Genomic DNA, 23897 nt, shown 5'->3' with positions numbered 1-23897 from the left:
CTTGCACTCGTGTCGTTTCGGTTTGTTTTCGGTTTGTTTCTTGTCGCTTCCGTTCCACAGGTAAATTGCCTTGTTGAATTCCCTGCTTGATTTCCTTGCCAACGGCCTGCTGCGCTTCTCGTGGTGGCAAATCGTGTTGTACACGCTGGCCGTCACGCACGTGACCATCGTTGGCGTGACCGTGTATCTGCATCGCTGCCAGGCGCATCGCGCGCTTGAGTTGCATCCGATCGCCAGTCATTTTTTCCGCTTCTGGTTGTGGATGTCCACCGGCATGCTGACTGGCCAGTGGGCGGCGATCCATCGCAAGCACCACGCCAAATGCGAGACCGAAGAAGATCCGCATAGCCCGCAAACGCGTGGCATCTGGAAGGTGCTGCTCGAAGGCGCCGAGCTCTATCGCACTGAAGCAAAGAACGAAGAAACGCTGCGCAAGTTCAGCCACGGCACGCCGAACGACTGGATCGAGCGCAACGTCTACACGCAGTTCCCGATTCTCGGCATCAGCGTGATGATGGTGATCGACGTGGCGCTGTTCGGCATCGTCGGCCTCTCCGTATGGGCCGTGCAGATGATCTGGATTCCGTTCTGGGCGGCGGGTGTGGTCAACGGTCTTGCGCACTTCTGGGGTTATCGCAACTTCAATTCCGCCGATGCGTCCACCAACATCTTCCCGTGGGGCATTCTGATCGGCGGCGAAGAACTGCATAACAATCACCACACGTATGCGACGTCTGCCAAGCTGTCGAACAAGTGGTTCGAGTTCGATATCGGCTGGATGTACATCCGCATCATGTCTGCGTTGCGGCTCGCCAAAGTGAAGAAGGTCGCGCCGACGCCGCGTCTCGGCTCCGGCAAGCTCGTGCTCGATCAGGACACGCTGCAGGCCGTGCTCGCCAACCGCTACGAAGTGATGGCGCGTTACGGCAAGGCGCTGAAGCAGGCGTATCGCCAGGAACTTGCTCATCTGAAGGAAGTAGGCGCGCGCGAGAAGTATCAACTGATGCGAGGCGCGCGTAACTGGTTCCACAAGGAAGAGGCCGGGCTGGACGAGCCGCAGAAGCGTCAGTTGCCGCAAATCTTCGCGAACAGCCAGAAGCTGCGCACGTTTATCGAACTGCGCAATGAGCTGGCGTCGATCTGGGAACGCTCGAACGCATCGCGCGAACAACTGCTCGTGCAATTGCAGGACTGGTGTCATCGCGCCGAGCAAAGCGGTATCAAGGCGCTGCAGGAATTCGCACTGCGCTTGCGGCGTTACGCCTGAGCTGCCCCTTTGCAGCGCTGCGCCCAAGCTGCTTGCAGCGTTGCGCTCTAGCCGGCGAAATCCATTAAACTTTGGAAACGTCAAAACCCCGCCTTGGCGGGGTTTTGCGCATTCTGGGCCTTCGAAATCGCAATTGGGGGCCGCTTGTCCGGGCTGAGGAAACGATGAACCAGGTAATCAGGACCGTCGAATACGACCGTCCGCAGGGCTTGACGTGTGGGGTCGGCGAAGCATGGGCCAAAGTGCCGGACATGCCGTCGGTGCAGCAGCGGCACGAGCTGAAAGAGCGCATTCGTGCGTTGCTCAAGCGTGAAAAGGCCGTGCTTGTCGCGCACTACTATGTCGACGCGGAATTGCAGGAACTCGCTGACGAGACCGGCGGCTGCGTGGCCGACTCGCTGGAGATGGCGCGCTTCGGGCGCGATCACGACGCGCAGACTCTGGTGGTGGCCGGCGTCAAATTCATGGGCGAAACAGCGAAAATCCTGAGCCCGGACAAACGCATTCTGATGCCCGATCTCGATGCCACCTGTTCGCTCGATCTGGGCTGCCCTGCGGACGAGTTTTCGGCGTTCTGCGATGCGCACCCCGATCGCACGGTAGTGGTTTATGCGAACACCAGCGCCGCAGTGAAGGCGCGCGCGGACTGGATGGTGACGTCGTCGATCGGTCTCGAGATCGTCGCCGATCTGCATGCGAAGGGCGAAAAGATCATCTGGGCGCCGGATCGTCACCTTGGTGGCTACATCCAGAAAAAGACCGGCGCCGACATGCTGCTGTGGCAGGGCTCGTGTCTCGTGCATGACGAGTTCAAAGGCATCGAACTCGACTTGCTGAAAGCCGAGTACCCGGATGCGAAAGTGCTGGTCCATCCGGAGTCGCCGGAGGGCGTGGTTGCGCAGGCGGACGTGGTGGGCTCGACTACGCAACTGATCGACGCGGCGGTGCGACTCGATGCGACGCATTTTATCGTCGCGACCGATCTCGGCATCTTGCACAAGATGCGTCTCGCGGCACCGGGCAAGACCTTTATCGAAGCGCCGACAGCAGGCAACAGCGCAACGTGCAAAAGCTGCGCGCATTGCCCGTGGATGGCGATGAACGGGCTCGCGAATCTGGCCGACGTGCTCGAACGCGGCCATAACGAGATTTTCGTCGATCCGGCAATCGGTGCGCGTGCGCGTTTGCCGATCGACCGGATGCTGGATTTCGCGGCGCGTCACAAGAAGCGCGTGCAAGCGAGCGGCGACCTGGCACGCGACGGCGCGCTGTATTCGAATGTGGGAGCCGCCTGATGGTCGAAAGCGGGCAGCAAAACTATCTGGGCGACGTGGTTTCGCCGTTGTTTGAAGAGATTCGCGCGCAGTACGGCGCTGCGTTCGATGCTGCGCTGGAGCGCAATGTCGCCGATGCGCTGGCTGAAGACGTCGGCACGGGCGATGTGACGGGTCTGCTCGTCCCGGCCGATGAAATGCGCGACGCGCGCATTATCGTGCGCGAAGAGGCCGTGCTGTGCGGCGTGATGTGGTTCGGCGAAGTGATGCGCCGCGTCGATCCGCGTATCGACGTGCGCTGGCGCTATCGCGAGGGCGACCGGATGACCGCGGACACGACCGTCTGCACGCTGCGCGGCCCGGCACGTTCGCTGCTGACGGCCGAGCGCAACGGCTTGAACTTTCTGCAGATGCTATCCGGTGTCGCGAGCGCCACGCGCCGTTTCGCCGATGCGATCAGCCATACGCACGCGCGCGTGCTCGATACGCGCAAGACCCTGCCGGGCTTGCGGCTTGCGCAAAAGTACGCCGTGCGGGTGGGTGGTGGCGCGAATCAACGGCTTGCACTGTACGACGGCGTGCTGATCAAGGAAAACCACATTGCGGCGGCGGGCGGTGTTGCCGCGGCAATGGATGCTGCGTTAGCACTCGAAGCAAAGGTGCCGATTCAGATCGAAGTCGAAACGCTCGAGCAACTCGAAACCGCGCTTGCACACGGCGCACGCTCGGTCCTGCTCGACAACTTCTCATTCGAAGCGATGCGCGACGCGGTGAGGATCACTGCAGGGCGAGCGGTGCTCGAGGTCTCCGGTGGAGTGAACTTCGACACGATCGTCACGATTGCCGAGACCGGCGTAGACCGCATTTCGGTTGGTGGGTTGACGAAGGACGTTCGCGCGACGGATTTCTCGATGCGGATCGTTTGATGCGGTAATCCGGCCGCAGGCCGCGTGCGTTTGCTCGCACGTTTAGCACCGAAGGGGAATCGCTGAAAGGCCATCGCTGCGCTACGCGCGCGATGGCCTTTCTACTTGTGGCCGGGCCCGATCAGATTTGCCGGCAAGGCACGCGTTCCGGCGACAGCACGGTGGGCAGCGCTTTCGGCAATGCTGCGGGCCAGTCGCGGCTGAAGTGCAACCCGCGGCTTTCGCGCCGCGACCTTGCGCCTTCGACGATCAACGATGCGACGTCGAGCAGGTTACGCAGTTCGAGCAGATCGCGGCTTACCTTGAAGTTCGCGTAGTACTCGTGGATCTCGTCGCGCAACAATGCAATGCGATGTCTGGCGCGTGCGAGACGCTTGTCGGTACGCACAATGCCGACGTAATTCCACATCAGACGGCGCAGTTCGTCCCAGTTGTGCGCGACCACCACTTCTTCGTCCGGATCGGACACACGGCTTTCGTCCCAGTCCGGCAGTGGTGCGTGCACCGCTGCGCCGAAGCCTTCCTGCTCGATGGCCGCGGCCGCCGAGCGACCGATCACGAGACATTCGAGCAGCGAATTGCTGGCCAGCCGGTTTGCGCCGTGCAGGCCCGTGCAGGACGTCTCGCCTACTGCGTACAGCCCCGCCAGATCCGTGCGCCCTGCGAGGTCCGTGACGACGCCGCCACACGTATAGTGCGCGGCCGGCACAACCGGAATCGGCTGCTTCGTGATGTCGATGCCGAATTCGAGGCAGCGCGCGAGGATGGTCGGGAAGTGCTCTTGCAAAAACGCCGCAGGCTGATGGCTGATATCGAGGTACACACAGTCGATGCCGCGCTTCTTGATCTCGAAGTCGATTGCACGCGCGACGATGTCGCGTGGCGCGAGTTCGGCGCGCTCGTCATGCGCCGGCATGAAGCGGGTGCCGTCCGGCAGCTTCAGCAGGCCGCCTTCGCCACGTACTGCTTCCGAAATCAGAAACGACTTCGCGTACGGGTGGAACAGGCACGTGGGGTGGAACTGGATGAACTCCATGTTCGCAACGCGGCAGCCGGCCCGCCACGCCATTGCAATGCCGTCGCCGGTCGCCGTGTCGGGATTGGTGGTGTACAGATAGACCTTGCCCGCGCCGCCAGTGGCAAGCACCGTGTGCGGCGCCTCGATCGTGACGGTGCGGCCGCTGTCCAGATCGAGCGCATAGAGCCCATGGCAGCGGCGCCCCGGCAGACCGAGACGGTCCGACGTGATCAGGTCGATCGCGTAGTGGTCTTCGAACAGCGTGATGTTCGGGTGATTGCGCACGCGCTCGGTGAGCGTGGCAACGACCGCGTGGCCGGTCGCATCGGCCGCATGGATGATGCGCCGGTGGCTGTGACCGCCTTCGCGGGTGAGATGGAAGCCTAGCTCGGCGGCGTCGTCTTTAGTGAACGGCACGCCTTGTTCGATCAGCCATTCGATTGCTTCGCGGCCGTGCTCGACGATAAAACGCGTGGCGGCTTCGTCGCACAGACCGGCGCCGGCTACCAGCGTATCGCGCACGTGGTTTTCGACGCTGTCCGCCGAATCGAGTACGGCAGCGATGCCGCCTTGTGCCCAGTCGCTCGCGCCTTCCGTTACCGAGCGCTTCGCGATGACCGCAACCCGCCGCGTTTGCGCGAGGTTCAACGCGACGCTCAAGCCCGCAAGGCCGCTCCCGACAATTGCTACATCGAAATTCATCTGCTGCATCTCCGTCATATTCCCGCTGATCTCGCGCGTGCTTTGTCACGCACCGGTAAAGAATCAGTGAGCATACGCGCCGCAGACCGTGAGGAAAAGCTGGCCGAACGGCCAATGGCGGAAAAATCGGCGAGGGCCTGGAGGTGCAGAGCAACAAAAAGCGGCAAAAGTGGCCGGGCACCAGGCGGCGGCGAAGCGCCCGCACATCGAATCGGCGCAACGTGAGACGCGCAAAAACAAAAAGCCCCGCACGAGTGCGGGGCTTTTTCATGCAGGAGCCAGACCTTACTTGATCTTGGTTTCCTTGTACGCCACATGCTTGCGGACGACGGGATCGAACTTCTTGATCTCCATCTTTTCCGGCATGTTGCGCTTGTTCTTCGTGGTCGTGTAGAAGTGACCCGTGCCGGCAGTCGATTCCAGCTTGATCTTGTCGCGTGCGCCTTTGGCCATGATGTGCTCCTTAGGCTTCGCCGCGTGCGCGCAGGTCGGCGAGCACGGTGTCGATGCCGTTCTTGTCGATCAGGCGCAGGCCGGCGTTCGAAACGCGCAGACGCACCCAACGATTTTCGCTTTCAACCCAGAAACGGCGGTTTTGCAGGTTCGGAAGAAAACGACGCTTGGTCTTGTTGTTCGCGTGGGAAACGTTGTTGCCGCTCATCGGCGCTTTCCCAGTTACTTGGCATACGCGTGCCATGAGAGCACTCCTAATACGCTTAAATTCTGCGTTCGAGCAACATATAAGTTTCCTGGAACGAGGTGCCGGCAGTTGCTATCAAAAAGGCCGATAGCGCTTAACCGATAATTCCCGTCGTTTCCCGGTGGCCCATGACGGCCGCTGCGAACAGGGTTGGTGGTTTGGAAAGAGGCAAACCGAGATTCTAGCAGAGAAAATCCCGCAAAATCAAACTTATTTGCGGCATCCGGGCTGCTGAAGTACGGCGGCACGGTGTTCCGTGCCGCGCCGGGATTCTGCCATTACAGCGCACAACGCGCCACCATGCGCTACAACGGTCACGGCCAGCCGGCGCGCGCAAAGGAGAAGGTTTCGCGTGCGCCGATCACGAAATGATCGACCAGTTGCACGTCGATCAGCGCGAGTGTGTCGCGCAGCGCGTGCGTCAGCTGACGGTCGCTGGCGCTGGGGGTGACCGCGCCGGACGGATGGTTGTGCGCGACGATTACGCTTGCCGCGTTGAGTTGCAGGGCGCGGCGTGCGATTTCGCGCGGATAGACCGCCATGCGCGTGAGCGACCCGCGCGTGGATTCCTCCGGCAGGATCAGCCGGTGGCGCGCATCGAGGTACAAGCTGACGAACACTTCATTCGGCCGCATGCCGATCGTCAAGCGCAGGTAGTCTTGTACGGCCTCGGGCGAATCCATTAGCGAGCGTTCCTCCATTTCCTCGCCAAGCGCCCGGCGTGCCATTTCGAGAATCGCAAGCAACTGCGCGATTTTCCCGCGCTTGATGCCGCGCAGGCCGTCGAAGTCGCTCTCAGTGGCGTTCAGCATAGCCCGCATCGAGCCGAAGCGCTCGCGTAGCGCGGCCGCTATCTCGAATACGTTTAAGCCGGGCAGGCCCGAGCCGAGAATCAACGCGATCAGATCGGTGTCGGACAGGGTCGAGGCGCCATTCTTGAGCAGGCGCTCGCGTGGCATATCGTTCAGCGGGCGCCCGCACAGCCGCCGCGCGCGCTTGCGGGTGCGCGCTTCTGGCGCCATACATACGGCGTCGCTCATGATGCGGCCCTCCCCAGCCAGCCGCCGCGCGGCTTCCCGCCGCAGGTGCGCGAGCTGAGCCGGCACCGCGTATGTGACTTACAATGGAGCTTTTGCGCGGGGCGCCCCGGCGCAACGCTCGCCGGGCTGCGCCGGCGGCCCGGGCCGCTGCCCGGGTTGCCACGAAGCCCGCCGGCGCTACCGCGGCGCGCACCTCGTGCATTCCGACCGAATGAGAACTGCATGAGCATCATCGACATCTCCGAAGTGAAACCCGGGTCGCACGTCACGCTTCATTACCGGCTTTCGCTTGCCGATGGCGCCGAAATCGTCAGCACCTTCGCCGACAAGCCGGCCACGTTGCTCCTGGGTGCGGGCCAACTGGCACCGCCTCTGGAAGATATTTTGCTGGGTTTGAAGGTCGGCCACCATTCGACCTTTCGGCTAACGTCGGATGCGGCCTTTGGGCCGCGCAATCCGGAACTGATTCAGCGGGTGTCGCTCGCCACGCTGCGCGAAAACAGCATGATCGGCGAGGATTTTTCTCCCGGCGATCTCGTCGAATTCAATGCACCGGGCGGCGGCCGTTATGCGGGCGTGCTGAAGGAAGTGGGAGAAACGTCGGCGCTGTTCGACTTCAATCACCCGCTCGCCGGCCAGGCGCTCGAGTTCGAAGTGAAAATCATCGGAATCCTGTAATTATGAGCATCATGGATACGACTCTCGCCGAAACGGAAATCCTGCTGGCGCAGCCACGCGGGTTCTGTGCCGGCGTCGATCGTGCGATCGAAATCGTCGAACGCGCGATCAAGCTGTACGGGGCGCCGATCTACGTGCGCCACGAAATCGTCCACAACGCGTATGTCGTCGAAGATCTGCGCAAGAAAGGCGCGATCTTCATCGAGCAACTCGACGAAGTGCCGGCCGGCAGCACGGTGATCTTCAGTGCGCACGGCGTGTCGAAGGCGGTGCGCACCGAGGCCGAGGCGCGTGGCCTGCGGGTGTACGACGCGACCTGCCCGCTCGTCACCAAGGTGCACATCGAAGTCGCGAAGATGCGCGCTGAAGGCTTCGATATCGTGATGATCGGCCACAAGGGCCACCCGGAAGTCGAGGGCACGATGGGCCAGACCGAGCAGGGCATGTATCTGGTCGAAGACCTCGAAGACGTGCAGACGCTCGAGTTGGCCGACCCGGACCGGATTGCGCTCGTTACGCAAACCACGCTATCGATCGACGACGCGGCCGAAATTATCGCGGCGCTGAAGGCCAAATATCCGGAAATCCGTGAGCCGAAAAAGCAGGACATCTGCTACGCGACGCAGAACCGTCAGGACGCGGTGAAGTTCATGGCGCCGCAGTGCGACGTCGTGATCGTGGTCGGAAGCCCCAATAGTTCGAATTCGAACCGCCTGCGCGAACTGGCGGAAAAGCTCGGTGTGCCGGCTTATATGGTCGATTCGCCGGATCAGATCGACCCGCAATGGGTAATCGACAAACGCCGCATCGGCGTGACCGCCGGCGCGTCGGCGCCGGAGGCGCTGGCACAGGCGGTGATCGGGCGTCTGCGCGAAATGGGCGTGCGCAATGTGCGTGCGCTCGAAGGCATCGAAGAGAACATCGCGTTCCCGCTGCCGCGCGGTCTGGGTCTGCCGGGCTGAAACCGCGTAAGTTTCGCCGCAGGATCATTCCCCATCATTGCAAGGCGATGTACATAAGGCGCGCCCTCGAGGCGCGCTTTTTTTTGCCTCCGGTTTCCGATTGCCGACAAAATATAAGTGCCACATCACGAGAATGAGTCGTCCCAGATGTGCCGGGACGCACATTCTTTGTGAATTTGGACGGGTATTTTGACCGTAAGCCGGTAATCGTACCCTTTTTTAATTAGGGATCGCGATGCGAGAAAATGCCGTTCGATGCACCAAATTGACGCACCACTGCCATCTGGTTTACTCATGCCCGCGTGGCTCGCAAATCCATGCAGGCTGGCGCAATCGCCCGCCAGTCAAGCCGCAGTGCAGGAGGCCCTTGCTCGCCGCCGGTGCAACTCATGCACCGCAGCAGAATCGCAACCTGGTTGCGCCAATCCGTGGGTATGACTCCCAAAATCAGGTTGCAATGCAGGAAAACCCTGCGCATTCAACGATATTGACCATCCCATAATTGGAGTTACAATGCGCGCGTTCTTAAGGCTTCAGGCGCTTCTGAACAATGGATTTTGCAAGGCGCGGGAGACCTCTTTAATGCATTTCAAGTTTGCTTTCGCCGTGTCCATCGCGGCCGCGGTCGTGATGACCACCGCGTGCAGCAAGAAGAACGACGGCGAAGCGGGCATCGGTGCATCGGCGGCATCGGCCGCCGCGGTTCCGGCCAGCGACGCAAACGCAGCAACTGTCGTAAAAATCGGCCATGCGGCACCGCTGACGGGCGCGATCGCGCATCTGGGCAAGGACAATGAAAATGGGGCGCGGCTCGCAGTCGAAGAAATCAACACACAAGGTCTGACCATCGACGGCCACAAGATTCAGCTGGAGCTCGACGCGCAAGACGACGCCGGCGACCCGAAGACGGGCACGCAGGTCGCGCAGCGCCTCGTCGACGACCACGTGGTTGGGGTGGTCGGCCATCTGAATTCGGGGGTGTCGATTCCGGCTTCGAAGATCTACAGCGATGCGGGCATCGTGCAGATCTCGCCGTCGTCGACCAACCCGGCGTACACGCAGCAGGGCTTCAAGACGACCTACCGCGTAGTGGCGACCGATGCGCAGCAAGGTCCGGCGCTGGCCAACTACGCGACCAAGGTACTGAACGCACGGCGCATCGCGGTAGTCGACGATGCGACGGCATACGGCAAGGGACTTGCCGACGAATTCGCAAAAACCGCCGAAGCAGGCGGTGCAACGATCGTCGCCCGCGAAGCGACGAACGACCGGGCGACGGATTTCCGGTCGATCCTGACGAAGATCAAGAGCGCCTCGCCGGACGCCATCATGTTCGGCGGCATGGACGCGACGGGTGGCCCGTTTGCGAAGCAGGCGGCGGCGCTCGGTATCAAGGCAAAAATCCTTGGCGGCGACGGTGTGTGCACCGACAAGGTTGGGGAACTGGCGGGTCAAGCCGTGCAGAACCTCGTTTGCTCGGAAGCGGGATTGGCGCTTTCGAAAATGGAGCGGGGCGCGGACTTCGAGAAGAAGTACACGGACCGCTTCCACACGCCGGTGCAGATTTACGCACCGTTCACGTACGACGCTGTATACGTGATCGTCGACGCAATGAAGCGCGCCAATTCGATCGACGCGCCCAAGGTGCTGGCTGCGATGCCGTCCACCGATTACAACGGGGTGATCGGACACATCGCATTCGACGACAAGGGTGATTTGAAAGAAGGCGCCATTACGCTTTACGACTTCAAGGACGGCAAGAAGAACGTCCTCGACGTCGTGAAGATGTAATGACGGGAACACCGCGTGGCGGCACCGAACTATCCGTCGGTGCCGTTTTTGCATCCGCCTCGAACGCGACCGCCGCTGCGAACCAGCGGGCATAGCGTGCGGCGCGAATAACCCTTACCGGTCTTTTACATCAGTACCCGCAGTGCCGTTGCGATTCCGTGCTTCACCACCACCAGCCGGGCGGTGCGTGGCGAGGAACGTGAATCCCAGTCGCACGGGCTAAGGAGCATTAAATGGATATCTTCATCCAGCAGATCATCAACGGGCTGGTGCTTGGCAGCGTCTACGCCATCATCGCACTGGGCTACACGATGGTTTACGGCATTCTGGGGATCATCAACTTCGCGCACGGCGATGTGTTGATGGTGGGCGCGATGGTTGCGCTATCCGCGATCGGCGTGCTGCAGAACCATTTCCCCGGCCTCGGCAACATACCGACGCTGATCATCGCACTGATCATTGCCGCCATCGTGTGCGCGGCGGTCGGCTACACGATCGAGCGGGTCGCCTACCGGCCATTGCGCCGCGCGCCTCGGCTCGCGCCGCTGATCACCGCGATCGGCGTGTCGATCCTGCTGCAGACGCTCGCGATGATGATCTGGTCGCGCAACCCACTGGCGTTCCCGCAACTGCTGCCTACCGATCCGCTGAACGTGATCAAGGCCGGCGAGAACAACCCGGGCGCGGTGATCTCGATGACTGAAATCGTCATCATCGTGGTCGCGTTCCTCGTGATGGGCGGCCTGCTGCTGCTGGTGCACAAAACCAAGCTCGGCCGCGCGATGCGCGCGATCGCCGAGAACCCGGCCAATGCGTCGCTGATGGGGGTGAACCCGAACTTCGTGATCTCCGCCACCTTCATGATCGGCTCGGCTCTGGCCGCGCTGGCGGGCGTGATGATTGCGTCGGAATACGGCAACGCGCACTTCTATATGGGCTTCATCCCCGGCCTGAAGGCGTTCACCGCGGCGGTGCTGGGCGGTATCGGCAACCTCGGCGGCGCGATGGTGGGCGGTGTGATTCTCGGTCTGATCGAACAGTTGGGCGCCGGCTACATCGGCAACCTGACCGGCGGCGTCTTCGGCAGTAACTACCAGGACGTGTTTGCGTTCATCGTGCTGATCATCGTGCTGGTGTTTCGTCCGTCGGGTCTGCTCGGCGAGCGTGTCGCGGATCGCGCCTGATACAGGGATAAGGAGCAGATAACATGACCTCTATTCAACCGATCGAGCCGTCCACGACGCTGATCCCCGAGAAGAACATCACGAAGACGCTGGTGGTCGGCCTCATTACCGCCGTGCTCGTGGTCGCGGCGCCGATGATCATCGGCGCGGCAGGCGGCAACTACTGGGTGCGCGTGCTCGACTTCGCGATGCTGTACGTGATGCTCGCGCTAGGCCTGAACGTGGTGGTCGGCTTCGCCGGCCTGCTGGATTTGGGCTACATCGCGTTCTATGCGGTGGGCGCATACACCGCGGCGCTGCTGTCGTCGCCGCATCTGTCGTCGCAGTTCGAGTGGATCGCGGCGCTCGCGCCGAACGGGCTGCACGTGCCGTTCATCATCATCGTGCCGTGCGCGATGGCGGTGGCGGCGCTGTTCGGCGTGCTGCTGGGTGCGCCAACACTGCGTCTACGCGGCGACTACCTCGCGATCGTCACATTGGGCTTCGGGGAAATCGTCCGGATTTTCCTGAACAACCTCGACCGCCCGCTGAACATCACCAACGGTCCGAAGGGCATTACCGCGATCGATCCGGTGACGGTCGTCGGCTTCAACCTGTCGCAGACGCACACGTTCCTCGGGCTCAAGTTCCCGACCGTGTACATGTATTACTACCTGTTCGTGCTGTGCGCGCTGTTCGTGATCTGGGTCTGCACGCGCCTGCAGCATTCGCGTATCGGCCGCGCATGGGCGGCGATCCGCGAAGACGAAATCGCCGCCAAGGCGATGGGTATCAACACCCGTAACGTGAAGCTGCTCGCGTTCGCGATGGGCGCGTCGTTCGGCGGTTTGTCGGGCGCGATGTTCGGTGCGTTCCAGGGCTTTGTGTCACCGGAATCGTTCACGCTGCCGGAATCGATCGTCGTGCTCGCGTGCGTGGTGCTCGGCGGTATGGGTCACATTCCGGGCGTGATTCTCGGCGCGGTGCTGCTCGCCGTGTTGCCGGAATTCTTGCGTTCCACGATGGGTCCGCTGCAACACTTCCTGTTCGGCCATGAAATCGTCGATACCGAAGTGATCCGCCAGCTGGTCTACGCACTCGCGATGGTGCTGATCATGCTGTACCGCTCGGAAGGCTTGTGGCCCGCGCCAAAGCACGAAGACAAGATTGCCAGACTGTCGAAGCGCAACGGCAAGAAGCCGGTGCGCGCGTGATCGGAGAGACCACCATGAGCGACAAAAACATCCGACTGTCCGTCAAGGGCGTCAATAAGCGCTTCGGCGGCCTGCAAGCTCTCTCCGAAGTGGGACTGCAGATCGAGGAAGGCACGATTTACGGCCTGATCGGCCCGAACGGCGCCGGCAAGACGACCTTCTTCAACGTGATTACCGGGCTCTACACGCCGGATTCGGGCGAGTTCAAGCTCGATGGCCAGAACTACACGCCGACCGCGGTGTATCAGGTCGCGAAGGCGGGCATCGCGCGCACCTTCCAGAACATCCGTCTGTTCGGCGGCATGACCGCGCTGGAAAACGTGATGGTGGGCCGTCACGTGCGCACCAAACACGGCCTGATCGGCGCGGTGTTCCAGACGCCGGCCGAGCGCAAGGAAGAGCGCGAAATCAAGGAACGCGCGCTCGAGCTGCTCGAATATGTCGGCGTGCTGCAATACGCCGACTACACGTCGCGCAACCTGTCGTACGGTCACCAGCGCCGGCTTGAAATCGCTCGCGCGCTCGCGACCGATCCGAAGCTGCTCGCGCTCGACGAACCGGCCGCCGGCATGAACGCGACCGAAAAGGTCGAGCTGACCAGGCTGCTCGACAAGATTCGCGCCGACGGCAAGACGATCCTGCTGATCGAGCACGACGTGAAACTGGTGATGGGCCTGTGCAACCGGATGACAGTGCTCGATTACGGCAAGGTGATCGCCGAGGGTCTGCCGCACGACGTGCAGAAAGACCCGAAGGTGATCGAGGCATATCTCGGCGCGGGGGTCCACTGATGGCTACGGCAATGTTGAAAATCAAGGGCCTGCAGGTCAACTATGGCGGCATCCAGGCGGTCAAGGGTGTCGACATGGAAGTCGCGCAGGGCGAGCTGGTCACGCTGATCGGCGCGAACGGCGCGGGCAAGACCACCACGATGAAGGCGATTACCGGCCTCAAGCCGTATTCGTCGGGCGACATCGAGTACATGGGCCAGTCGATCAAGGGCCTGCCTGCGCATGAGCTGCTCAAGCGCGGCCTCGCGATGGTGCCGGAAGGCCGCGGCATTTTCGCGCGCATGTCGATTCTCGAGAACATGCAGATGGGCGCCTATCTGCGCAAGGACACCGACGGTATCAAGCAAGACGTCGACCGGATGTTCGGTTTCTTCCCGCGTCTGAAGGAGCGGGCGACGCAGCTGGCCGGTACGCTGTCCGGCGGCGAACAGCAGATGCTGGCGATGGCGCGCGCGATCATCTCGAAGCCGAAGCTGTTGCTGCTGGATGAACCGTCGATGGGTCTTTCGCCGATCATGGTCGAGAAGATCTTCGAAGTGGTGCGCGCGATTTCGGGTGAAGGCATGACCGTGCTGCTGGTCGAGCAGAACGCTCGCCTCGCGCTGCAAGCGGCGAACCGTGGCTACGTGATGGACTCGGGTCTGGTCACGATGTCCGGCGACGCGAAGCAGATGCTGGACGATCCGAAGGTGCGGGCGGCGTATCTCGGCGAGTAATCGTGGCGTTTGACATATAACTCGCCAGTTTGCTGGATCAAGTTATTTGACGATGATGTCAAAAACAAGGGCCGCGTGCTGCAATGCACGCGGCCCTTGTTATTTGTGCGCAGAGGCTCGCCTGGGTTGCTTGCTTGCGCCGCGTCGCATCGGCGCTACGCCATCAACTCACGCAGGGCGCGCTTCAACCACATCGGCCAGCGCGCCGAGCCGCTTGCCCAAGCTAACCACTTCATCCATCCGATACCCGAGCCGTTCGTAAAACGACCTCACTTCGGCCTTCGCGCTCAGCACCTGCAGATTGACCTTCGGGCACCCGCGTTCAGCAAGCACCGCCTCCACCTGTCGCACGAGCCGTGTGCCGACACCATGCCGGCGCAGCGCGGTATCGACCGCCAGCGAATACATCCAGCCGCGATGTCCGTCGTAACCGGCCATCACGGTGCCAACCACCCGCACACCGTCCACCGCGACGAAAAACAGTTCGGGCTGCGTCGCCAGTTTGTTCGCAATAGACAGACGCGGGTCGCGTTGCGGCCTCGTCGTATCGCGATACTCGGGAAACGCGTCGCGCCACAGTGCGATCACCTGCTCGGTATCGCCAGCATCGAAGCAGCGGATCGAGACCTTGGACGGTGCGCTCATCGTCATATTCTCCCGTTGCTCACAGCGAATCCAGCACGGTGCGCAGCATCTTCATCATCTGGTCGATCTCGTCCTTCGTGACGTTCAGCGCCGGCATGAAGCGCAGCAGGTTCGGCCGCGCGGCATTCAGCAACAGGCCATCCGGCTGCATCAGGCGCGCCTTCTCGACGATCTGGTTGCCGATGTCCTTGCCAAGCAGCAGCGCGCGCAGCAGCCCTTCGCCGCGCTCGCCCTCGAACCCACGCTCCTCCGACAACTGCAGCAATTGCGCACGCAGATATTCGCCGCGCTCGCGCACGCCTTCGAGGAAACCCGGCGCGGTCAGTTGCGAGATCACCGAGTAGCCGACCGCCGTCATTAGCGGATTGCCGTTATAGGTGCCGCCCTGATCGCCGGCTTCGAACACCTGGCATTCGCTCTTGCACAGCAGCGCCGCGAGCGGCACGCCGCCGCCGATGCCCTTGCCGAGCGTCATCACGTCCGGCTCGACGCCCGACAGCTCGTACGCGAACAGCGTGCCCGCACGGCCGCAACCGCTTTGCACTTCGTCGACGATCAGTAGCATGTTGTGCTTCTTCGTCAGCTCGCGCAGTTGCTGCATGAATTCGCGCGTGGCCGGAATCACGCCGCCTTCGCCCTGGATCGGCTCGAGCATCACGGCGACGGTTTTATCGTTGATCAGCTTCTCGACCGACGCGATGTCGTTCAGATCGGCCTTCGGAAAACCCGGCACCTGCGGCGCATAGATCGTGTCCCAGCCCGGCTTGCCGCTGGCCGACATGGTGGCCAGCGTGCGGCCGTGGAAGCTGTGATCGAACGTGATGATCTCGTACGCGCCGTTCCTGAACTTCTTGCCCCACTTGCGCGCGAGCTTGATCGCGCCTTCGTTCGCCTCGGCGCCGCTGTTCGCGAAGAACACCTTGTCGAAGCAGCTGTGCTGCGTGAGCAGGCCGGCGAGCTTCGCCATCGGCTCGTTGTAGAACGCCGGCGACGGGTTGATCAGCTGGCGCGCCTGCTGGTTCAGTGCCTCGATCATGCCGTCGTTGCAGTGGCCGAGCGCGTTGACCGCCCACCCCTGAATGAAGTCCAGGTAGCGCTTGCCGGTGTTGTCGTGCAGCCACGAGCCCTTGCCGTGCGTAAAGACGATTTCGGGCCGGTTCGTGATGTACATCAGCGACTCGATCGGGTACTCATTGAAATTCATGGCGACAGGCTCCAGGCAGCAAGGATGAAAGACCGGACAAAGACGGCGCGGGTAACGGTGAACGGCGGCACAAACAAACGCACAAGCGGACGTACAAACAAAAAAAGCCACGGCATGCCGTGGCTTTCATGATTCGAACAGCGAACGCTGTAACAACGCGAATCCGTAACGAAGCCAGGCGCCCCTAGGGGAGCGGTGAGCGGCGACGTCGGAGTTCGGAGTGGATGCGGTTCATGCGCGCAAGAATACGACAAGGGCGGCGGCGGTGTAAACCCGAAATTTGCATCCGACCGCTCAGACCGGATGCGCGAGATCGGCTGCGCTGGTAAAGGAATCCGCATAGAACTCGTCTTCGGGCAGGCGATGATGCTGCGTAAAGTCGCGCTGCGCTGATTCGACCATCACCGGTGCGCCACATGCGTACACCTGGTAGGCCAACAAGTCTGGCAGATCTTCGATGACCGCACGATGAACGAAGCCGGTGCGGCCGGTCCATGCGTCGCCCGGGTCCGGCTCGGACAGCACCGGTACGAATTTGAAGTTGGGAATCTCTTTCGCCCATTGCTCGGCGAGTTCGAGCAGATACAGGTCTTTCTTGCGGCGCGCGCCCCAATAGAGGGTGATCGGCCGCTGCAGGTTCTTGAACACCGCATGCTCGACGATCGCCTTCAGCGGCGCGAAGCCGGTGCCCGATGCGAGCAGGAGGATCGGCTTGTCCGAATCCTCGCGCAGGAAGAACGTGCCGAGCGGCGCCTCGAAGCGCAGGATGTCGCGTTCCTTCATCGCGCTGAACACGTGGTCGGTGAATGCGCCGCCCGGCATATGGCGGATGTGCAATTCGAGCGGCCCTTCGCTGTGCGGTGGCGTGGCCATCGAATAGCTGCGGCGCTTGCCGTCCTTCAGGATGAATTCGAGGTACTGGCCGGCCAGATACTGCAGGCGTTCGTTGGCCGGCAATTGCAGCTTCAGCACGACGACGTCGTCGGCCTTGCGCTCGATCACATTGACGCGGCATGGCAGCTTCTTCACCTGCACGTCGCCGACGCCCGCCACTTCGCGAATATCGATCTCGAGGTCTGAGCTCGCGGTCGAGCAGCAGAACAGCGCCATGCCGCGGGTTTTCTCGTCGTTCGACAGCGCCGACGAAGAATGCGGCCGCTGCTCGACCTGGCCGCTCACCACGGCTCCCTTGCACGAGCCGCACGCGCCGTTCTTGCAGCCGTACGGCAGGCCGATGCCCTGGCGCAGTGCGGCGGTCAGGACCGGTTCGTCGGGTTCTACCTGAAACTGCCGGCCGCTCTGCCGCAGTGTTACGTTAAATGCCATAAAGATTGATCGATTCTAAAGTCAGTAGTAACCCGTGCGTGGTGTCCGGTGCCAGCGGCCGCGCGCGGCTACAATGCGTGCACGATGAATGCGACACGAACCTTGCGCCGGCCGCGCGTGCTGATCGTCGGTTGCGGCGATGTCGGCATGCGCTGCGTCGAACAACTACAGCACCGCGCCCATATCTTTGCGCTGACCAGCCATGCCGAACGTCGCGCACCTTTGCGCGCGGCGGGCGTCACGCCGCTGGTCGGCGATCTGGACGCGCCGCGCAGCCTCAAACGTCTGGCGGGGCTCGCGCCTGTCGTGCTGCATCTTGCGCCTCCGCAAAAGGATGGCGCTGAAGATAGCCGCACGCGCGCGCTGCTTGCCGCGCTTACTGCGCCTCGTGTTCGCGCTACGGCGCGTTTCGCGCGGGCCGCGCATGCGCCCGTCGGACGGCAGCGCCGCCTGCGCGCCGCAGCGCGGATCGGCAACCACGCGGGCAACCACGCCGGCAATCCGCCACGCCACGCGGCACAGACCGCCATTGTACCCGACGCCCCGTTACGAGCCGCGCTGCGGCGTGTGACGCCGCGCATCGTCTATGCGAGTACGTCGGGGGTCTACGGCGACTGCGGCGGCGCGCTGATCGACGAAACGCGCACGGTCGCACCGGCCAATGCGCGCGCGATGCGTCGCGTGTCGGCGGAACGGCAACTGCGGCAAGCGGCCGCGCGTGGCGCGCTCAGCGCATGCATCGCGCGCATTCCCGGCATTTATGCGGGCAACCGGCTGCCGCTCGCACGGCTGGCAAAGCGCACCCCGGCGCTCGTCGATGCCGACGACGTCTACACCAATCACATTCACGCGGACGATCTCGCGGCAATCCTGCTGCGCATGACGACGCACGGCCGGCCGTCGCGTGTGATCCACGCATCGGACGACAGCACGCTGAAGATGGGCGAGTATTTCGACCGCGTCGCCGATGCGTATGGCGTCGCGCGTGCGCCGCGCATTTCGCGCGAAGCGGCGGAGCGGCAACTGGAGCCGATGATGCTGTCGTTCATGCGTGAGTCGCGGCAACTCGCGAACGTGCGTCTGATCGACGAGTTGAAAGTGCGCTTGCGCTATCGCGACGTCGATGAGTTTCTGCGCACGGTGCGCGCGCGGCAGGCTGACGGCGGCTAGGAGCGGCTGCTGTCAGGTAAGCGCCGGCAGTGCCTCGAGCAGCAGAAAGCACAGCAGCGCACCGATCAACGCACCGATCAGATTCGGCCGATATTCGTGCCGCAGATGCATCACGACGACGACGGCCGTCAGCATCAAGATCGCACAACAGACAAAACCAATCATCACGTAGGGAATCGCAAAATTGCCGTAGTGGATCATGGCGCCCTCCTTGCAGCTTGTAATCTTTATGACGCGAGTATAGGGGGCGCATGAATGAAGAGCACGCTGCGGCGCGGCGCTGCGGCGTGCTTTCACGTGTGTTTGGTGCGGCGTCTAACGTAGCCGTGTGGCGGGCTTGCCAAGGACGGATAGGGCGGATCGAGTCAGCTCACGAAACGCGCCGCGAGCGCCTGAAAGCGCCGCCTCAAGCGCGGCGCAATGCCGCCAGATCCGCTTCGTCGAGCCATTGCCAGGCGCCTTCGGCAAGCCCAGCCGGCAGGGCGAATCCGCCGATGCGCTCGCGATGCAACGCTTCGACGCGGTTGCTCGCGGCGGCCACCATCCGTTTGACCTGATGGTATTTACCCTCGAGTACGGTGAGTTCCAGCGTGTGCGTGTCGCGCGCGGCTGCGGCGAGCGCCGCGCTGGGTTGGCTCTCGCCGTGCAACAGCACGCCGCCGCGCAGCGCATCGAGCTGCGCATCGTCGAGCGGGTGACGGGTGGTCGCCACATACAGCTTCGGCACCTTGCGCTTCGGCGATGTAAATGCGTGCACGAACTGGCCGTCGTCGGAGAGCAGCAGCAGGCCGGTCGTGTCCTGATCGAGCCGCCCGACGCATTGCACGCCGCGCGCCGCGAATTGCGGCGGCAGCAGGTTGAATACGCTCAGATGATGCTGCGGCTCGCGCGAGCATTCGTAGCCAGCCGGCTTGTTCAACGCGATATAGGCGCGCTCGTGGTATGGCCAGCGCGTGCCGTCGACGTCGAATGCGAGGCCGGCGGTGTCGAGCTGCGCATCGGCGTCGGTCAGCGGCGCGCCGGCGATGGCGACCCGGCCGTCCGCGATCAGCGCGCGGCACTGGCGGCGCGAACCGAAGCCTTGCGAAAAGAGGATGCTTTCGAGATCCATGAAAAGACGTAGAGCGACAGGCAGAAGTCCGGCGCGCGCAACTGCATGCGCGGCGAACGCGTGCATTCTACCCGTGCAGCGGCGCTGCGGGATCGACAGGTTTCCGGTGCAAAATGCGGCTTTACAGGCGGACGGGCGCGCCGCGGCAGGCCGCGTGCCGCTCCTTCCGCGAAACAGCAACCGGCTGACCAGAGAACATCATGAATACGAGCGCCGTCATCGCAATCCACGGGGGCGCGGGCACGATCGTGCGCGCGTCGCTGACGTCTGAAGCCGAAGCGCAATATCACCGCGTGCTGCGCGAGGTGCTGCTGGCCGGGCAGCGCGTGCTGGCCGATGGCGGCAGCGCGCTCGACGCGGTAACCGAGGCGGTGCGTCTGCTGGAAGACTGTCCGCTTTTCAATGCCGGCCACGGGGCGGTGTTGACCGCTGCGGGCACGCATGAACTCGATGCGTCGATCATGGACGGCCGTACGCTCGACGCCGGCGCGGTATGTTGCGTGCGACGCGTGCGCAATCCGGTGCTGGCGGCGCGTCGCGTGCTCGAGCGCAGCGAGCACGTGCTGTTTACCGCGGAGGGCGCGGAAGCATTCGCTGCCGCCGAAGGGCTTGAACTCGTCGAGCCTGAGTACTTCCGTACGGATGCGCGTTACCAGCAATGGCTGCTTGCACGTGAACACAGGCGGGCGCTGCTCGATCACGATGGCGCGTCGCTGGCCGCGGCCGATGCCGCCGGCGAAGCGCGCAGTGCGGGCGCGGGCGCGGCACTCGCGCATGAACCGATCGACCCGAATCGCAAGTTCGGCACGGTCGGCGCGGTGGCGCGCGACGCGCACGGTCACGTTGCCGCCGCGACGTCGACGGGTGGCATCACGAACAAGCAGCCGGGCCGCGTCGGCGATTCGCCGCTGATCGGCTCGGGCTGCTACGCCGACGACGCCACCTGCGCCGTATCGACGACCGGTTCGGGCGAAATGTTCATCCGGATGGCCGCGGCCTACGACGTCGCCGCACAGATGGCGTACCGCGGTGTATCGCTGGAGCAGGCGGCAGCCGATGTGGTGATGAACCGCTTGCCGCGCATCGATGGCCGCGGCGGCCTGATTGCAGTCGATGCGCACGGCAACGTGACGTTGCCGTTCAACACGGAAGGCATGTACCGCGGCTTTGCGCGAACCGGTTCGGAGCCGGTCACGGCAATTTATCGCTAGGCACGGAGGCGCCGCACTAAACATAGAGCGTTGCGGGCGCCGCCGTCACGCGTCACTGCTTGCCGAACTCGCGCGCGGCCCGATCGATCGCATCCGCCGTGGCGGCCGCATGCGAGACGGTCACAAGATGGCTCGACGGCACTTCGACGATCGTCGCGCCGATGCGATTCGCCATCCAGCGCTCGATCTCGGGCGATACCGCGCGATCCTTCGAGGTCACCACGTACCACGACGGCTTCGATTGCCACGCCGCCTTGGTGGCCTTCTCTTCGAAAGCCGACGCCGCGACCGGCTGCTGCGCGGCGGACAACACGCGCGTCAGATTCTCCGGCACATCGGCGGCGAAATTTGCGCGATATTGCGCGCGGTCGAGCCACAAAAAGCCGCTGTTGTCGCGCTTCATGGCCGCGCCGGCCGGCATTTGCGGACCGCGCTTCAGGATATCGAGCGCCGACTCACCGACCTCGGGCGCGATCGCCGCGACGTAGACGAGGCCGACCACGTTCGGATCGTCGGCGCCTGCTTCGGTGACCACCACGCCGCCCCACGAGTGTCCGACCAGCACGGTCGGACCGTCCTGCTGCGCGAGCACGCGGCGCGTGGCGGCGACGTCGTCGGCGAGCGATGTCAGCGGGTTTTGCACCGCGCTCACATGATAGCCCTTGCGCTGCAGCCGGGCGATCACGCCGTTCCAGCTCGAGCCGTCGACGAACGCGCCGTGCACCAGCACGATGTTGCGCACTGCGCCGGCGGGCGGTGCGGCCGCCGCACGTTGCGCGTGAGCCGCACCGGCGGCCATCGATAGACACAGCAAAACGGCGCAAAGCAGGCGTTTCGTCGACATGGTGTCTCCATTTCCGGGCCGGAACTACGGCAACATACCGAACCCACGCTGCGCTGACAACCATCTGGCGCACCATGCGCAGCAGCCTGCTGCCGTGTGAGGTGGCGGCGTCGGTTTTGGACCAGGCTGTCTTTCTATCCCAATATGTAGGAGGGCGGACAAAACGCTAGAATGGCGCCTTTTCCGGCGGCCTATCCGGATGAACGGCGCGCATGAACGGCGATCCGGTTTCACACGATCGAGCAACATATCTTGACTGCACCCACTGATCACGCCGGCCTCAAGCGCGGGCTAAAAAACCGTCACATCCAGTTGATCGCACTCGGCGGCGCGATCGGCACAGGCCTGTTTCTGGGTTCGGCAAGCGTGCTGCAGCGCGCGGGACCGTCGATGATCGTCGGTTATGCGATCGGCGGGCTGATCGCGTTTCTGATCATGCGCCAGCTCGGCGAAATGGTGGCGCAGGAACCGGTGGCGGGCTCGTTTAGCCACTTCGCGTTCAAGTACTGGGGCGATTTTCCGGGCTTCCTGTCGGGCTGGAACTATTGGGTGCTGTACGTGCTGGTCGGCATGGCTGAATTGACCGCGGTCGGCCATTACTTGCATTTCTGGTGGCCGCAGGTGCCCGCGTGGCTCTCGGCACTGGTGTGTTTCGTCGCGATCAACACCGTCAATCTCGCCAACGTGAAGGCGTATGGCGAGACCGAGTTCTGGTTTGCGATCGTCAAGGTCGCGGCGGTGATCGGGATGATCCTGTTCGGCGCGTATCTGCTTGTCAGCGGTAACGGCGGGCCGCAAGCGTCGGTGGCCAATCTGTGGCGCGACGGCGGGTTTTTCCCGCACGGATTTCGCGGGCTCTTCATGACGCTCGCGGCAATCATGTTTTCCTTTGGCGGCCTCGAGCTGATCGGCATCACCGCGGCGGAAGCGGCCGAGCCGCACAAGAGCATTCCGAAGGCGGTCAATCAGGTGATCTATCGGATCCTGATCTTCTACATTGGCTCGCTGGTGGTGCTGCTGTCGCTATACCCGTGGAGCCGCGTGGCGGCGGGCGAGAGTCCGTTCGTGATGATCTTCGCGCAGATCGGTTCGAGCGTCGCCGCCCATGCGCTCAACGTGGTCGTGCTGAGCGCCGCGCTGTCGGTCTACAACAGTTGCGTCTACGCCAACAGCCGGATGCTCTACGGTCTTGCGGAGCAGGGCAATGCGCCGCGCGCGCTGCTGCGCGTCGACCGGCGCGGCGTGCCGTTTATGGCGATCGGCGTGTCGGCGCTCGCGACTTTCAGCTGCGTGATCGTCAACTATCTGATGCCGGCGCAAGCGCTCGACGTGCTGATGGCGCTGGTAGTTGCCGCGCTCGTGCTGAACTGGGCGCTGATCAGTCTGACTCATCTGAAGTCGCGTGCGGCGATGGTGCGCGACGGGCAGACGCTGGTGTTCAGGTCGCTGTGGTTTCCGGTCAGCAACTGGATTTGCCTCGCGTTCATGGCGGTGATTCTGGTCATTCTCGCGATGACGCCGGGGTTGAGTGTTTCGGTGGTGCTGATGCCGGTGTGGCTGGTGGTGATGTGGGGTGGGTATTGGGTGAAGCGGCGGGGGTGAGGCGGCGCATGGAATTGATCGAACAGCGGCTGAGAACATTGCTAGCCCGTTATGGGGCGAGCGGGAGAACGTGATGGCTCGCAAAGACAATCCGCCAGGTACCGATAACGTGCTGCAGGATCTCGGTTTCGACGACGCTGAAGAACTGTCGGCGAAGGCCGCGCTCGCGTTCAAGCTCAACGAGTTGATCGACCAACGTGAGTTGAGCCAGATGGAAGCTGCTGCGATCATCGGTATGACTCAGCTGCTCGCGCGAGCACGGCCGCTTCTTGGCGGAGCTTTGTTGTGTGATTGGGTGTTGCTCCGAGACTATTTGGTGCCAGGGCCGGAATGGAATAGTTTCAGCAAACGCTTTTCAGATAAAGGAGTGACGATTTTTGCGAAAGTATATACCACCAAAAATACCACCAAATTGACGGCGTTGTTCTAGGAACATATTGGTCTTCCCTGCACCGCAGCGGATCAAATAGAATATTTCGCCGCCGGGCAATATTGATGATTTGCGAGTTAGGTTGCTAACCCAACCTGCGCGGCGTCTGACT

Annotated in this window: 24 protein-coding genes; 14 read left to right on the top strand and 10 right to left on the bottom strand. The window is 62.8% G+C overall.

Features of this window, described 5'->3' with window-relative positions:
* Nucleotides 1-70 precede the first annotated feature (70 nt).
* The 3 genes from ACYVNQ_RS05815 to nadC all read left to right on the top strand — a co-directional run bounded on the left by ACYVNQ_RS05815 (nt 71) and on the right by nadC (nt 3467).
* Nucleotides 71-1267 (top strand): DesA family fatty acid desaturase, encoded by a 1197-nt coding sequence (locus tag ACYVNQ_RS05815; RefSeq protein WP_460901345.1) that lies wholly within the window; start codon nt 71-73, stop codon nt 1265-1267.
* Between the two features lie 164 nt (nt 1268-1431).
* Nucleotides 1432-2562 carry a quinolinate synthase NadA gene (nadA, locus tag ACYVNQ_RS05810; RefSeq protein ID WP_460901343.1) on the top strand — a complete coding sequence of 377 codons (1131 nt, stop codon included), beginning with the start codon at nt 1432-1434 and terminating at the stop codon, nt 2560-2562.
* Complete coding sequence (gene nadC / locus ACYVNQ_RS05805; RefSeq protein WP_460901341.1) at nt 2562-3467, top strand: carboxylating nicotinate-nucleotide diphosphorylase; 906 nt, start codon at nt 2562-2564, stop codon at nt 3465-3467. Before nadA ends, nadC begins: the two co-directional genes overlap by 1 nt.
* Nucleotides 3468-3588: 121 nt before the next feature.
* On the opposite strand, the gene nadB is transcribed toward nadC, so the two are convergent.
* The 4 genes from nadB to radC all read right to left on the bottom strand — a co-directional run bounded on the left by nadB (nt 3589) and on the right by radC (nt 6909).
* Nucleotides 3589-5196, bottom strand: coding sequence for an L-aspartate oxidase (gene nadB / locus ACYVNQ_RS05800; protein ID WP_460901390.1), 1608 nt, complete (start codon nt 5194-5196; stop codon nt 3589-3591).
* A gap of 276 nt (nt 5197-5472) precedes the next feature.
* Entirely contained in the window at nt 5473-5640 is a 168-nt protein-coding gene (gene rpmG / locus ACYVNQ_RS05795; protein ID WP_087733803.1) for a 50S ribosomal protein L33, read from the bottom strand.
* Between the two features lie 10 nt (nt 5641-5650).
* On the bottom strand, nt 5651-5884 hold the full coding sequence (rpmB, locus tag ACYVNQ_RS05790) for a 50S ribosomal protein L28 (protein WP_007586227.1): 234 nt from the start codon (nt 5882-5884) through the stop codon (nt 5651-5653).
* Between the two features lie 317 nt (nt 5885-6201).
* Complete coding sequence (gene radC, locus ACYVNQ_RS05785; protein WP_460901388.1) at nt 6202-6909, bottom strand: RadC family protein; 708 nt, start codon at nt 6907-6909, stop codon at nt 6202-6204.
* 240 nt (nt 6910-7149) lie between these two features.
* On the opposite strand from radC, the gene ACYVNQ_RS05780 reads away from it, so the two are divergent.
* The 7 genes from ACYVNQ_RS05780 (at nt 7150) to ACYVNQ_RS05750 (ending at nt 14242) form a co-directional block, all read left to right on the top strand.
* Nucleotides 7150-7605: an FKBP-type peptidyl-prolyl cis-trans isomerase gene (locus tag ACYVNQ_RS05780; protein ID WP_460901340.1), complete on the top strand. Its 456-nt coding sequence runs from the start codon at nt 7150-7152 to the stop codon at nt 7603-7605.
* A 2-nt stretch (nt 7606-7607) separates the two neighbouring features.
* Nucleotides 7608-8567, top strand: coding sequence for a 4-hydroxy-3-methylbut-2-enyl diphosphate reductase (ispH, locus tag ACYVNQ_RS05775; protein WP_460901339.1), 960 nt, complete (start codon nt 7608-7610; stop codon nt 8565-8567).
* 582 nt (nt 8568-9149) lie between these two features.
* On the top strand, nt 9150-10358 hold the full coding sequence (locus ACYVNQ_RS05770) for a branched-chain amino acid ABC transporter substrate-binding protein (protein WP_460901338.1): 1209 nt from the start codon (nt 9150-9152) through the stop codon (nt 10356-10358).
* 233 nt (nt 10359-10591) lie between these two features.
* Nucleotides 10592-11542 carry a branched-chain amino acid ABC transporter permease gene (locus ACYVNQ_RS05765; RefSeq protein WP_460901336.1) on the top strand — a complete coding sequence of 317 codons (951 nt, stop codon included), beginning with the start codon at nt 10592-10594 and terminating at the stop codon, nt 11540-11542.
* 23 nt (nt 11543-11565) lie between these two features.
* Nucleotides 11566-12735, top strand: coding sequence for an ABC transporter permease subunit (locus ACYVNQ_RS05760; RefSeq protein ID WP_460901334.1), 1170 nt, complete (start codon nt 11566-11568; stop codon nt 12733-12735).
* A 14-nt stretch (nt 12736-12749) separates the two neighbouring features.
* Nucleotides 12750-13526: an ABC transporter ATP-binding protein gene (locus tag ACYVNQ_RS05755; protein ID WP_460901333.1), complete on the top strand. Its 777-nt coding sequence runs from the start codon at nt 12750-12752 to the stop codon at nt 13524-13526.
* Nucleotides 13526-14242 carry an ABC transporter ATP-binding protein gene (locus tag ACYVNQ_RS05750; protein ID WP_460901331.1) on the top strand — a complete coding sequence of 239 codons (717 nt, stop codon included), beginning with the start codon at nt 13526-13528 and terminating at the stop codon, nt 14240-14242. The genes ACYVNQ_RS05755 and ACYVNQ_RS05750 overlap by 1 nt, the downstream gene beginning before the upstream one ends.
* Nucleotides 14243-14410: 168 nt before the next feature.
* Here the strand turns inward: ACYVNQ_RS05750 and ACYVNQ_RS05745 are convergent, their stop codons facing one another.
* From ACYVNQ_RS05745 to ACYVNQ_RS05735, 3 genes are all read right to left on the bottom strand, one after another.
* On the bottom strand, nt 14411-14887 hold the full coding sequence (locus ACYVNQ_RS05745; RefSeq protein WP_460901329.1) for a GNAT family acetyltransferase: 477 nt from the start codon (nt 14885-14887) through the stop codon (nt 14411-14413).
* Between the two features lie 19 nt (nt 14888-14906).
* On the bottom strand, nt 14907-16091 hold the full coding sequence (locus tag ACYVNQ_RS05740) for an acetylornithine transaminase (protein WP_460901328.1): 1185 nt from the start codon (nt 16089-16091) through the stop codon (nt 14907-14909).
* 294 nt (nt 16092-16385) lie between these two features.
* Entirely contained in the window at nt 16386-17417 is a 1032-nt protein-coding gene (locus tag ACYVNQ_RS05735) for a CDP-6-deoxy-delta-3,4-glucoseen reductase (protein ID WP_460901327.1), read from the bottom strand.
* Between the two features lie 84 nt (nt 17418-17501).
* Between ACYVNQ_RS05735 and ACYVNQ_RS05730 the strand changes: the two genes are divergently transcribed.
* On the top strand, nt 17502-18587 hold the full coding sequence (locus ACYVNQ_RS05730; protein WP_460901326.1) for an NAD-dependent epimerase/dehydratase family protein: 1086 nt from the start codon (nt 17502-17504) through the stop codon (nt 18585-18587).
* 12 nt (nt 18588-18599) lie between these two features.
* On the opposite strand, the gene ACYVNQ_RS05725 is transcribed toward ACYVNQ_RS05730, so the two are convergent.
* Nucleotides 18600-18788: a hypothetical protein gene (locus tag ACYVNQ_RS05725; protein WP_460901324.1), complete on the bottom strand. Its 189-nt coding sequence runs from the start codon at nt 18786-18788 to the stop codon at nt 18600-18602.
* A gap of 205 nt (nt 18789-18993) precedes the next feature.
* Nucleotides 18994-19698: a pseudouridine synthase gene (locus ACYVNQ_RS05720; protein WP_460901322.1), complete on the bottom strand. Its 705-nt coding sequence runs from the start codon at nt 19696-19698 to the stop codon at nt 18994-18996.
* A 200-nt stretch (nt 19699-19898) separates the two neighbouring features.
* Here ACYVNQ_RS05720 and ACYVNQ_RS05715 point away from each other — a divergent pair, with 200 nt between their 5' ends.
* Nucleotides 19899-20909 (top strand): isoaspartyl peptidase/L-asparaginase family protein, encoded by a 1011-nt coding sequence (locus ACYVNQ_RS05715; protein WP_460901321.1) that lies wholly within the window; start codon nt 19899-19901, stop codon nt 20907-20909.
* A 52-nt stretch (nt 20910-20961) separates the two neighbouring features.
* Here ACYVNQ_RS05715 and ACYVNQ_RS05710 read toward each other — a convergent pair whose 3' ends face one another.
* Nucleotides 20962-21753 carry an alpha/beta fold hydrolase gene (locus ACYVNQ_RS05710; RefSeq protein ID WP_460901320.1) on the bottom strand — a complete coding sequence of 264 codons (792 nt, stop codon included), beginning with the start codon at nt 21751-21753 and terminating at the stop codon, nt 20962-20964.
* Between the two features lie 252 nt (nt 21754-22005).
* On the opposite strand from ACYVNQ_RS05710, the gene ACYVNQ_RS05705 reads away from it, so the two are divergent.
* Together ACYVNQ_RS05705 and ACYVNQ_RS05700 are read left to right on the top strand one after the other, a co-directional pair.
* Complete coding sequence (locus ACYVNQ_RS05705; RefSeq protein ID WP_460901319.1) at nt 22006-23355, top strand: amino acid permease; 1350 nt, start codon at nt 22006-22008, stop codon at nt 23353-23355.
* Nucleotides 23356-23428: 73 nt separating this feature from the next.
* Entirely contained in the window at nt 23429-23785 is a 357-nt protein-coding gene (locus ACYVNQ_RS05700; RefSeq protein WP_460901317.1) for an XRE family transcriptional regulator, read from the top strand.
* The last annotated feature ends 112 nt before the right edge of the window (nt 23786-23897 follow it).

The organism is Paraburkholderia jirisanensis, assembly GCF_054782355.1.
The sequence above is the reverse complement of the archived record's forward strand: the minus strand, read 5'-3'. Positions and strand labels throughout refer to the sequence as shown.

Excerpts from the sequence above, each read along its gene's own strand:
- nadA (WP_460901343.1), top strand. The coding sequence starts at position 1,432 with ATGAACCAGGTAATCAGGACCGTCGAATACGACCGTCCGCAGGGCTTG.
- nadC (WP_460901341.1), top strand. The coding sequence starts at position 2,562 with ATGGTCGAAAGCGGGCAGCAAAACTATCTGGGCGACGTGGTTTCGCCG.
- nadB (WP_460901390.1), bottom strand. The coding sequence starts at position 5,196 with ATGCAGCAGATGAATTTCGATGTAGCAATTGTCGGGAGCGGCCTTGCG.
- rpmG (WP_087733803.1), bottom strand. The coding sequence starts at position 5,640 with ATGGCCAAAGGCGCACGCGACAAGATCAAGCTGGAATCGACTGCCGGC.
- rpmB (WP_007586227.1), bottom strand. The coding sequence starts at position 5,884 with ATGGCACGCGTATGCCAAGTAACTGGGAAAGCGCCGATGAGCGGCAAC.
- radC (WP_460901388.1), bottom strand. The coding sequence starts at position 6,909 with ATGGCGCCAGAAGCGCGCACCCGCAAGCGCGCGCGGCGGCTGTGCGGG.
- ACYVNQ_RS05780 (WP_460901340.1), top strand. The coding sequence starts at position 7,150 with ATGAGCATCATCGACATCTCCGAAGTGAAACCCGGGTCGCACGTCACG.
- ispH (WP_460901339.1), top strand. The coding sequence starts at position 7,608 with ATGAGCATCATGGATACGACTCTCGCCGAAACGGAAATCCTGCTGGCG.
- ACYVNQ_RS05770 (WP_460901338.1), top strand. The coding sequence starts at position 9,150 with ATGCATTTCAAGTTTGCTTTCGCCGTGTCCATCGCGGCCGCGGTCGTG.
- ACYVNQ_RS05765 (WP_460901336.1), top strand. The coding sequence starts at position 10,592 with ATGGATATCTTCATCCAGCAGATCATCAACGGGCTGGTGCTTGGCAGC.
- ACYVNQ_RS05760 (WP_460901334.1), top strand. The coding sequence starts at position 11,566 with ATGACCTCTATTCAACCGATCGAGCCGTCCACGACGCTGATCCCCGAG.
- ACYVNQ_RS05755 (WP_460901333.1), top strand. The coding sequence starts at position 12,750 with ATGAGCGACAAAAACATCCGACTGTCCGTCAAGGGCGTCAATAAGCGC.
- ACYVNQ_RS05750 (WP_460901331.1), top strand. The coding sequence starts at position 13,526 with ATGGCTACGGCAATGTTGAAAATCAAGGGCCTGCAGGTCAACTATGGC.
- ACYVNQ_RS05745 (WP_460901329.1), bottom strand. The coding sequence starts at position 14,887 with ATGAGCGCACCGTCCAAGGTCTCGATCCGCTGCTTCGATGCTGGCGAT.
- ACYVNQ_RS05740 (WP_460901328.1), bottom strand. The coding sequence starts at position 16,091 with ATGAATTTCAATGAGTACCCGATCGAGTCGCTGATGTACATCACGAAC.
- ACYVNQ_RS05735 (WP_460901327.1), bottom strand. The coding sequence starts at position 17,417 with ATGGCATTTAACGTAACACTGCGGCAGAGCGGCCGGCAGTTTCAGGTA.
- ACYVNQ_RS05730 (WP_460901326.1), top strand. The coding sequence starts at position 17,502 with ATGAATGCGACACGAACCTTGCGCCGGCCGCGCGTGCTGATCGTCGGT.
- ACYVNQ_RS05725 (WP_460901324.1), bottom strand. The coding sequence starts at position 18,788 with ATGATCCACTACGGCAATTTTGCGATTCCCTACGTGATGATTGGTTTT.
- ACYVNQ_RS05720 (WP_460901322.1), bottom strand. The coding sequence starts at position 19,698 with ATGGATCTCGAAAGCATCCTCTTTTCGCAAGGCTTCGGTTCGCGCCGC.
- ACYVNQ_RS05715 (WP_460901321.1), top strand. The coding sequence starts at position 19,899 with ATGAATACGAGCGCCGTCATCGCAATCCACGGGGGCGCGGGCACGATC.
- ACYVNQ_RS05710 (WP_460901320.1), bottom strand. The coding sequence starts at position 21,753 with ATGTCGACGAAACGCCTGCTTTGCGCCGTTTTGCTGTGTCTATCGATG.
- ACYVNQ_RS05700 (WP_460901317.1), top strand. The coding sequence starts at position 23,429 with ATGGCTCGCAAAGACAATCCGCCAGGTACCGATAACGTGCTGCAGGAT.